The sequence below is a fragment of the Enterococcus sp. AZ129 genome (assembly GCF_051714505.1).
Taxonomy (GTDB): Bacteria; Bacillota; Bacilli; order Lactobacillales; family Enterococcaceae; genus Enterococcus; species Enterococcus faecalis.
The window spans coordinates 1,665,004-1,675,985 of the sequence record NZ_JBIORY010000001.1; the positions used below are offsets into that span (position 1 = coordinate 1,665,004).

At 38.5% G+C, this 10,982-nt stretch carries 5 protein-coding genes; all 5 read right to left on the reverse strand.

What is annotated here, in order from left to right:
• Window positions 1-106 precede the first annotated feature (106 nt).
• The 5 genes from IGJ90_RS08335 to IGJ90_RS08355 all read right to left on the reverse strand — a co-directional run bounded on the left by IGJ90_RS08335 (window position 107) and on the right by IGJ90_RS08355 (window position 10,916).
• A complete protein-coding gene (locus tag IGJ90_RS08335) occupies window positions 107-2,056 on the reverse strand; it encodes an amidase domain-containing protein (RefSeq protein ID WP_002374627.1) in 1,950 nt (649 codons plus the stop codon).
• Between the two features lie 81 nt (window positions 2,057-2,137).
• Entirely contained in the window at window positions 2,138-7,765 is a 5,628-nt protein-coding gene (locus IGJ90_RS08340) for a TIM-barrel domain-containing protein (RefSeq protein ID WP_181038682.1), read from the reverse strand.
• 502 nt (window positions 7,766-8,267) lie between these two features.
• Window positions 8,268-8,663, reverse strand: coding sequence for a hypothetical protein (locus IGJ90_RS08345; RefSeq protein WP_002361986.1), 396 nt, complete (start codon window positions 8,661-8,663; stop codon window positions 8,268-8,270).
• A gap of 47 nt (window positions 8,664-8,710) precedes the next feature.
• Entirely contained in the window at window positions 8,711-9,727 is a 1,017-nt protein-coding gene (gene adhP / locus IGJ90_RS08350) for an alcohol dehydrogenase AdhP (protein WP_104659653.1), read from the reverse strand.
• A gap of 208 nt (window positions 9,728-9,935) precedes the next feature.
• Window positions 9,936-10,916, reverse strand: coding sequence for a DUF916 and DUF3324 domain-containing protein (locus tag IGJ90_RS08355; protein ID WP_104659671.1), 981 nt, complete (start codon window positions 10,914-10,916; stop codon window positions 9,936-9,938).
• Between the last annotated feature and the right edge of the window lie 66 nt (window positions 10,917-10,982).

Below are 10,982 nucleotides of genomic sequence, written 5' to 3' on the forward strand. Positions count from 1 at the left end.
CAATTCATTGGTCGATTCTGGTTATTTTAATTTGTTAGTTCACACATGGATCATTGTGCTAATTTTTTACTTAAACATCCACACTTCTTCCTGTTGAATGAGTCGATTAAGCGCCAATGTAGGTCACGCCACTACTATAAGCAATTGCATTAGGTAAGACACGATACGAAATCGTTTGATCATTGATGACATTGCTTTCAGAAATAATGATTCCATCAGAAGTGACCGCTTCAACAAAAGCAACATGTCCATATTGATTATCTGCGCCAGCAACTCCTGGTTGGAAACTAATCGCACGACCAGCTTTAGGCAATGAACTAACTTGATAGCCTAATGCACGTCCTTTTCTTCCCCAGTCACTGCCATTTCCCATAAATTCATCCACAGAAGTGCCTAACTGTTTGAAACGATTATAGACATACCACGTACACTGGCCCACGGGATAGCTACCACTTCGATTATAATTGATCCCATCATAGACTGGAAAATGCATTTGTTGCTGTTCCGCTTCCGACAGCTTATTTTTAGATTGGATAATCAAACCGTCCACTGTTTTTGGTAAATCAAATTGCGTTAAGTTATAAACCGCAATTAACGAATTTAATTTATTATCGTATTGCTTGTCTGTTGCATATTTACCTGTTAAAAAACGCGTTGCTTGAAGGTAGTTTTTGGCTTCCGAACGCCACGCTGGTTTATAAAAATCTTGATTTCCGTCAATCCCTTGTCGGAGTAATTGAACATAATCTTGCAATGAGTCATTATAGCCACCGTAATCGCGAAACCCAGCGGAAATTGTATAAAGTTGGCCCCTCTGATCAGCCTCTTTTGTTGAAAAGCTAACACTATTTCCTTGGAACGAACCTTTCACGCCAAAGAGATTATAATAAGGTTCTTTGGCTAGTTGACTTTCGCCAGAGCCACTTTCTAAAATAGCCTGAGCTATCATCACTGATGCAAAAACATCGTATTTTTCGCCAAGTTCTCTGGCTGTCTCACCAATTTTTTTAATAAACGCTGTGGTTTGTTCTGACTTCTGCATTTCAAATGACGCACCATATGTTGCTAAAACTTCTTTGCCATACTCCGTTAATGTGAACTCCTTAAAAGGATTAGTCACTACCAAACGTATTTCCTCTTTTGAGTCTGGTTGTTGTTTGGCAGTATAGATATTCTCTAACTGAGCGATTACTTCTGGTTCCTCCTTAGAATCCGCTTCCGTTGCGGCAATTAAATATTTTCCTTGGCCAAGATAAACACCATTTTGAAGCGTTTTTCCTTCAGCTGTTTGCCAAAAAATCAGATCACCAGGTTCTGCCTCCTCTATAGAACGAACTTTACCAAATGTCATTTGTTCTTGCGGCGTACTGCCAATGTCTATTTTAAATAATTGTTGGTAAATTTTTTGGGCAAGGAAACTACTGGTCAATGCTTGCTCCGTCAAATTAAATTCTTTTTTTGTTTTCCCAATGTGTCTTAATGCTTCAGCCACCACAACTGCCCGTTTCTGTTCGTCAAAAGACGACAACAGTGGAAGTTCGTAGCCTTTTAAATTTGAAGAAGCGATTTCATCTACTTTGAGGGACGGATTTAACGATACAGCCTGATTTTCTTCAACAAAGTTATTGTTGGCTTCAGGAACTTGAATAGGTTCTTCGGGTTCTTGCTTGGTCACAGGAACTTGTGGTGGTTGCGATTGTTCAACAGGTTGCGTGATTTCTGATGATACCGTTGGCTCTGTAGGTTCTTTTTTTGTTTCAGAACTGGTATTTGTGGTTGTCGTTTCTGTCGTTGAATGACTCGTTGATTCGGTAGTCGTATCGGTAAAACTACTTGATTCAGATGACGAACTACTAGTGGACGTTGTCGATGTAGCAACAGTTGTTTCGGTTACTTTTTCTTCCGAAGTAATTGTCGTTTCCGAGGACAGAGCTGTTTGTAGCGAGCTACTTGGTAATTCTGCAGCCAACGTAACAACTGGAGCGACTTCCAAACTCAGAAGAACGAGAATACTTGTTAAAACAAGTAGTTGATTCTTGATTTTCTTTCTTTTCATTCGTAAAAATCCTCTCCTATTACTTACTTGCGCATTTGCACACTGTTTTTGTACAAATGCGCCTTGTAAGTTAATGATACGCTAATTTTGGTCTTTTTTATTTTTGAAGAATAATTTTCCTAAACCAATACTTACTATCAATAGAAAACCACTGATTGACCAGATTGGCGAAACAACTTCATTTGCTTTTGGCAAAGTACCAGAAGTGGTGGTTTTCGTTGTCGTTCCACCTGCTGCTGTGCCCTTTCCTGGGCTGGTTACACCACCAGTCCCGCTAACCGTGCCATGATTTCCATTGTTGCCTGTAGAGTTGCTACTGATTGGCTCTTCTGCCATTGCTTCAATGGCTTGTGCTAAAATACTTAAACATTTGTCCACAGCTTCTTGCGTCGCATTTGGGTCCTCAACAAGTGCTTTTGCTTGTTTAATTGCTTCAGCTAAAGCTTCTTGCGATGCTTTTGTAAATTGTTTTCCTGCTTTAGGTTTCAAGGTTTCTGCTTTTTGAAGCAGTTCTTTCAACTTTGTTTTATCCGTTTGAAGGACTTGTTCCTCTAAACTATCCAAAGCAGTTTTTACATTTTTTTCAGCAGTATCAATTTGTTCTTGCCGAGCATTTTTATCAGCTAAAATCCCTTCCGCTTGGTCAATTGCTTCAGTTAAGCGCGCTTTAGACTCGCTGGTAAATTCTTTTCCAGCAGATGGTTTGATTGCTTTTGCTTTGGCTATCATTGCCTCTAAGGCTTTTTTATCTGTAACTAACGCTTCTTCTTGTAACCCATCGATGGCACTAGTTAATTCAGCAACCGCTTCATCAATCATTTTTTGATTAGCTGCTGGGTTTTTCAATGTGTTTTTAGCTGCTAAAAGCGCTTTTTGTAACTCTTGTAACGAGGAGGCAGTAAATTGGTGCCCTTCACTTGGAGTGACTTGCTGCGCTCGTTTGACTACTTCTTGTAATTGGTCTTTATTTACAAGGGGTACTTCTTTTAATTGAGCCATTGCAGTTTCCAATGCGTTTAGAGCCTCTGAGACTTCTTCTTTTGTCGCCGTTTCTTTCGCTACGATTGCTTCAGCCGCTTGAATTGCTTCTTGCAATTGTTTTTCTGTTTCTTTTGTAAATTGGTATCCTTTTTCCGGCTTTCTTCCTCGGGCTTGAGCGATTTGCTCTTTTAAAATTTCCTTATCAACGGCGACGGGTTGTTCTTTTAATTGTGCAATTGCTTCACGCAATGTTTTAGTCGCTTGGTCTATTTCTTCTTGGGTAACTTTTTCTTGAGCAAATACTTTTTGAGCTGCTGCTAATGACTCTTCGAGAACTTTTTTAGTTTCTTCGGTGAATTCTTGCCCATCACTTGGTTTCTTCGCTAGCCCCTCTTGAATTGCTTTTTCTAAATCAGCTTTATTCGCTACATCAGGCATTTTTTCCAACTGACTTGCAGCCTTTTCTAGGTTTTCCACAGCAGCAGAAACTTCTGTCTGTGTGGCTTGTTCATTGGCTAGAACAGCTACTGCCTCATCTAAGATTGGTTTAAAGATTGCCCAAGTTTCAGGCGTATATTCTTTTTCGACACGTGCTTGATTTAGCGTAATTTGCGCTTGTAATAACTCTTTATCTACTAGCTCTGTTGGCTTCACCGTTACAGAAAAATCTGAAAGTGTGGCTTGTTGGAATCCTTGGCCTACTAATAAGCCTTGACTCATATCAAATTGTAATGGCTGCTCAACAGTTGTCGTACGTTTTACGCGAGTTGTTTCTTTTACTTTAACTTTAAAGGTAACTAAGTCCATTGAACCATTTAACAATTGTTTATTTCCTTGATTACTAAGAACTAAATACAGATTCTCCACATCATTTGAATGTTTCCGATATTTAGAATAATTTTCCATTTGTTTTGTATTATTCGTGGTTGCAGGCTGACCGACAAGTTCAAATTTGCTAGAATCAAAGGACATTTTTGTGCTTAACGCATTAATGTTTTTTAAGTCTTGACCTTTAAGTGTAAAGGTTAATGTATCGCCAGGAAGATAGGTATCCTTGCCATTTTCATTAACCACAGCAAGGGATAAACCGCCCGCAATTTCTTCGACATCAGGTATCTCAATCCCACCATCTAATTGTCGTAAAACATAACTGATATCATAAGCATCAATTACCCCATTTTTATTTAAATCACCTTTTTCAACATAGCCATTAAAGTCACTGTCCACCGATTCTAAGCCTGTATAGTTTCGATAACTCATTGCATCATTTTCATCAATCGTTCCATCGTTAGTAATGTCTCCATGTAAGATTCCTTCTGTTCCTGGTTGTTTGTAAAAGAGCATCTCACGACCAGAGCCAAAATTACCCACCGATTTTAATACCTTCATTTCAACAAAACGATACGCTTGGTCTTTCGTTTCAATGGTTTTTGTCAAAGCATCTTGCTTCCAGTTAATAGGTTCTGAAAACTCTGTCCAATTAGCTCCATCTTTCGACGTCCGATACTGGAGTTGCAAAATATTTCCGTTGCCGGCATTGTCTCTTGGCAAGTATTCAATTTTATCCATTTGATACTCCGCACCAAGATCAAATTTTAAAGTCAAGAAATTTCCATCACTTGGATTAGCGATGCCGGTTGACCAGTTCGTATGCCAACCTGTACTCAAATCTTTATCTGTTAATTTCTTCAATTCTGCGCCTGGTTGTTCTGGTAAATTACTTGTTGCTTTGACTTGATTAATTGTTTCTTTATAGGGATCATCTTGTGTTTTCCCTTTAATTGGTTCACTCCATTCAGAAACCCCATTTTTTCCAACAGCTCGAACTCGAAAAGTATGTTCACTTAGGAAGGAAAATCCATCAAATGTTGCTGTATTCGTTTGAATATTTCCGAAAACAGTTCCGTCACGCTCTACTTCATAGCTTGTTGCCTCAGTTACTTGATCCCATTGAAGAGTCAAAGAAGATGGCGTTGTTTTTTCTTCATTGATTGCGACATTTGCCGGAATAGTTAACTGGTCATCGACCGTTGTATTTCCTCCGTCAACCGTTCCTTTATTAATGAAACCTTTGACAGTTATTTGAACATCTTTGGCGGTCACAGATTGTTTCGCTAGTTTTACTGATAACGCTGATTGGTTCAGTTTTTCTCCTGAAGCTTCAGAAAGATACTGATTCACTTGGAATTCTTTATCAAAATAATATAGATTTGTACCAGCTAAAAATTCTTCTTTATTAGCTGCTTGTTTCAAGGTTACTTCTGTTCCCCCCACCATTGCTGTTACGCTTTCGGGCGCTTCTGAAGCTAGCAAATCAAGCGTGGTGCTTCGTTCATCAACAAAGCCACTATAACTTCCTTTTGTCGGTTCGATAGTAACGGTCAGATCCCCTTTTTCGTTTGATTTAGGGCCTTGACTATTTATTTTAGTCGTAGCTGATTGCCCAGCTTCATAACTAGTTGAAATTCCGTCATCTTCATACATATTAAAAGAAGTGGTGCCATTTGGATAAATCAAGAAAGATCGTTGATCTCGTTGGATTTCCTTTGGATTGTTGTTTGGATTCGTCATTGGGATAATACTGCCATCTTTGACGAAAACGGGCACCTTCCACAGCGGTGTTTTTACTCCATTTAAGACACGGCCACCTTGATATTTTTCGCCTGTAAATAAGTCAACCCAGACTTGTTTTTCATCTGGTAAGTAGATTCCATCACGGATTGAATTTCCTGCCTCATCTTGATTGCCATTATAAATTGGGGCAACGAGTAAATTGGGTCCCCACATATATTGGTATTGAGAATCTTTTGTATATGCTGTTCCTTCATTAGGAAATTCTAAAGCCATGGCCCGTACCATTGGTAGTCCATCAACTGATTCCTTGGCAATACTGTAGTTATAAGGCATCATCATTGATTTTAATTTTAGATACGCTCGGTTCAAATCTGTGGCTTCTTGATCAAAAGCAAATGGCGTTTTTGGATTGGAGCCCCAGCCGTCCATATTTAGCTGCACTGGTGTAAAAGTTTTCCATTGGAAATCACGTATGTTGACCTCTTTATTTTTTCCACCAAAAATTCCATCCATATCTGAACCGACATTTGGTTGGCCAGACAACGAAGTCCCGATATATGTTGGGATATGGAAGCGAATATATTCCCATTGACCACCCGTTTGATCGCCTGTCCAAATACCAGCGTGCCGTTGGGTTCCGGCCCAACCATCTAATGAAACAATCATCGGACGAACTGCGCCGTCTGTTTCTTTTACAAAAACATTCGCGGCATCTTCTACACCATTTAAGCCAAAGGAATACCCATACCCGACCCACGCCACGTCAGTTTTGAGAGCTTTAACACCAGCGACACTAACTTCTTTCGCAATATCCCGTTCTCCTTTTTTAGGATTTTTAGGATCCGCTGGATGGAGATTAGATTGAGTCCACAGCCCCACTTCAACACCATTGGCTTGAGCATACTCTGTAAATTCTTTTAAGTTTTGTACATCGCCGTCCAATGAATCTGTTTGGCCATAGCCAGCACCGTAGCCGTCATTTGGCAAGAACCACCCTAACGGCATATCGTTTTTCTTATATCGATCAATAACTGCGCGTGCAGAAAATTGATAATTCTCTTTTTCTCCATTTAAAGATTCTAGCGTGCCATTTAAGTTTCCTAGATCGCCTGGTTGGTATTCTTTGTAAAAATTACCATCTTCAAACTTAACTGCTCCCGCGGTTCCTTCTGCTACTTTCACCCAATAGTCCCGATTATACGCGTTTAAATGCGCTTCATAGAACCCGTATTCTGGCATCAAAGCTGGTTTCCCGGTTAATTCATAGTAATCTTTTAAAATACCTGCTGAGGAATCATTAAAGAAATAAAAGGCATCAAAATCTGTTCCTTCGTGCGTTGTTGTGGTTGTCTGTGGATCATGACTTCCAAAATCATAGTTGCCAGGTTTCCATGTATTTCGAACAACGCCATACCCTGCAGTTGACCAATAAAATGGGTTAGGCGATGCTACTCCGCCATCTACCCAATTGTTCGTATTGACAATCTGGATAGCTGTTCCTTTGTGCGTAAATCGACCATTTTGAGTTCCTCCGCCAAAATAATTTTCTTGACTACTTTGTTTTAACGTTTGTGTAGCTTTATCATTTTTAAAGGATAGCGGAGCGGTTTCTTCTAAAATGACTTGATCCTTTTTCTTGTCTAGAACTTTCATTAAAGCGCTTTCTTTTTCGAACATAATTTTTAAACCATTATTTTCTAGAATAAATTGGTTTCCTGAATCTGTGACGTTCGTTTGCTCAAAGGCTTGTGTACCATAGTCGGCCATTGTTTTAGCCGTAATTTTCGCAACATGCTTTGGATCATTTGGCGTTGGATATTCTTCAAATTTACCAGTTGGATCTAGATGATAGCGAAAAAGATGGTCGTTTAAAATACTAATTTGTGCTTTTTTTCCAGAAGCATACGTAATGACAAAGTTTTTCTCCGCTTTTTCAATCGACACAATTGCTCCGACTGACGTTGCTGAATCAGCTACGTCTTCTTTTGCTGTTTGCTCTTGCGCATCAACCACTTGAGAATCCATCGTAACAAACGAATGGAACGCCAATACAGACGAACTCACTAATAAAAATGTCAACCAGTGCTTTTTACCGTAAATTTTTTTACCCTGATACTCTTTGTTCATTTTTTCCTCCTTAAAATTGCTCCCCATAGAATAGTTCCGACACAATTACTCACAAAATCCAAAACCCAACAAAGTTTTATCCAGATGAAAAGTCATAACGATTTTCTTAGTTTACTGAGACTGTAAGCAAGTCAGTTTCAGTAAACCCTTCCTAAACACATCCTTTCAATAAAATATTAAATGAAAACAATCTATTTTCATCTTATATAAAAATTTTAGTACAGAATCACAATTTCCTGATGAATGCACTTTCATTTATTGACTACCAATTTTTCACTTTTTTAATAACATAATTATCGTATGATGGTTTTTTTGTGTTTGTCAACGGTTAATTATAGCAGCCACCATTAACGAGTATTAACCCTTGATAAACCTGTTAATTCACTTATAATGATGATTTTATTGCGAAAATATCTACATCAGAAAAAGAAAGACTTTTTCAAAAATCTAATACCTGTTGCTCAACTTTAGTCTATTTAAAAATAATCAACACCCTCCTGCTCAGCAAGAGGGTGTTTAATAATTGTTTTTAGTGATTGATTTGACTTGCTGGTGTGAAAAGCAAACTAATGATGATGCCAACTATCAGTACCGCTAGCAATATAAAAATTAACTTTCCAAACCGGTGATAGGGATTGATCGAAAGCCCAATCCCATAAACTTTCGGAACCCACAAAGGAGGCGTTGGATTATCTTTTTGATCTTTATAGGCTATCTTTAAAATCTGCCACGCAAAATACAACAATGGTAAAACCATAATTACCCCAACTATACCTAGCCATTTTGCTAATAAGTCACTAGTATGCAAAAGACTGATTGTCAGAATTGGTACAAACAAAAGAATAAAGCTAATTGTGGCTCCCACTTGTGCTTGCTTAAGCAGTCGTCTCTCACGGAGAGTAAGATTCGCGAACATTCCATCCATCCTTTCATGGTTTTCAGATTAAATCAACGAATCACTAAAAAACTAAATTAACTGCGAAAATCAATGACCATTCGCCCGCGAATTTTTCCTTGTTCCATTTCTTCAAAAATAGCATTAATTTCTTCTGGTTGGCGTGTTTGACAAACAGGAACAACTTTTCCTTCTGCACCGAATTGGAAAGCTTCTCTTAAATCTTGACGGGTTCCAACTAACGATCCGACTACGTGAATGCCATCAAGAACAAGACGTGGAATAGATAAATCCATTGTCTCAACAGGCAATCCAACGGCGACAACCGTTCCTCCCGCACGGACTGCATCGACTGCGCCATTAAATGCTGATTTAGCTACCGCAGTGACTACTGCTGCATGGACACCGCCAATTTCTTTTTGAAGTTGTGCAGCAAAATCAGAATCTTTAACTGGATTAATTAAAAGATCAGCACCCATTTCTTTCGCAAAAGCTAACTGATCATCATTCACATCAACAGCTACTACTTTTGCATTAAAGACATGCTTGGCATATTGTAAAGCTAGATTACCTAGCCCACCTAATCCTGAAATCATTAGCCATTGACCTGGACGAATCCCAGATTCTTTTATCGCTTTGTAGGTTGTTACCCCTGCACAAGTAATAGAGGAAGCTGGCTCTGATGCTAAATTTTCTGGTACTTTCACCGCATAACCGTCTGTGACGATGCATTCTTCGGCCATGGCACCATCAACTGTATATCCAGCATTTTTTACTGAACGACAAAGCGTTTCTCGACCAGAAGTACAATATTCGCAATGCCCGCAGCCTTCATAAAACCATGCAACAGATGCACGATCACCAATTTTTAAACTAGTAACGTCTTTTCCAACCTCCGTCACAATCCCAATTCCTTCATGTCCTAAGGTACAACCGCTAACATCGCCAAAATCTGCATTCTTAACGTGTAAATCCGTATGACAGACACCACAGACTTCCATTTTCAACCGCGCTTCATTATCTTTCAATGGACGCGATTCTTTTTCAACAATTTTTGTTGTTTTTCCTTTTGCTGCGACAATTGCTTTATACATGGTTCTTTCCCCCTTGTTTCTATTGTGAATCATTGAACAATAATAGTATAATACTACTTTCCAAAATAAGGAACACCAATGACTTGCGTAAATTAACGCTAATTTGACAGTTTATCCTTGTTAGACAGCCATTCTTCTCTTATGTCATAGATAATTCATACTAGCATGATTTTTTCTGCATAATTTTCAACTATTTTAAAGGCAGGTTTTACAACCTCATTTTTCCCTTCTTTTTTCCCAAGATATAGCAGACGGTACCTAAAATAACTAGAATTAAAAAGGCCATGAGGTACTTAAGCCAGTGAAGGTTTTTGGCTTTATGATCAACAGAACGCTTATTATACTGATCAGCTTGCTTCTTGTTTATCGTGAAATCTTTTGAGAACGTCCAGCTCCCCTCATGGTTTTTCAACTTAATGGTATAGGTATAGTCTCCAGGTTTAAACGAATCTTTCAGTAAAATAGGCAGATCAAACCTTGTGTTTGGTGCAAAACTAAGATTATTTTTCTTTTCGTGAATGATCGTTTTGTTTGTTCCTTTTTCTTTAACAAAAAAATCTCCTTCGACTTTTGACAATAACTTCCGCTGTGGATTTTTAATTTCCATCGAAACAGTATTGTGGCGGTTAATTTGCCCAATTTTAACAGAACCACTTTCCAATTTTGCAGGTATGGTCTCTGCTGTTTCATTCACCCGAATAGCAATCGTATGCATATAAACATTTTGAATCCCACCCTTGCTTTGGTCCCCAGCTATCTCTACAGGTCGAATCGTCACTCCACCTAATAAAATTCCTGAAAATAACTTTTCTGGCATCGTTATTTGAAAATCAATCGTTTGTGATTGTTTACCAGGAACACTAATGTCCTTCCTATTGGGACTAATCAAATCACTAAGTACCAAACTCATCGATGGATCTTTTTCAAAGCTACTTTTTGTATAGTCAACTATCCCATTACTATTTGTTGTTGCTGTATTTACCTGAACTTTAAATTTTTGAGGGTTCGGCTTAGTATTGGTTATCGTTAATTTGAATGTATCTTTTTGTTTCGGAGTTAATGTCATATCAAAAAAATTACTGGTTTTGTTATTTTGAGTTGCTCCGAAAACGGGTGTGACTGTATACGCATTCGCATTGTCAATTGTTGCTGAACTATTGGTATTAGACGGCTCTGCCCAGGCACGCATCGCTCCACCTGAACAGAGAATAGTCAATATAAAAAGTATCTTTAAAATTCTTTTCAATTTATCTGC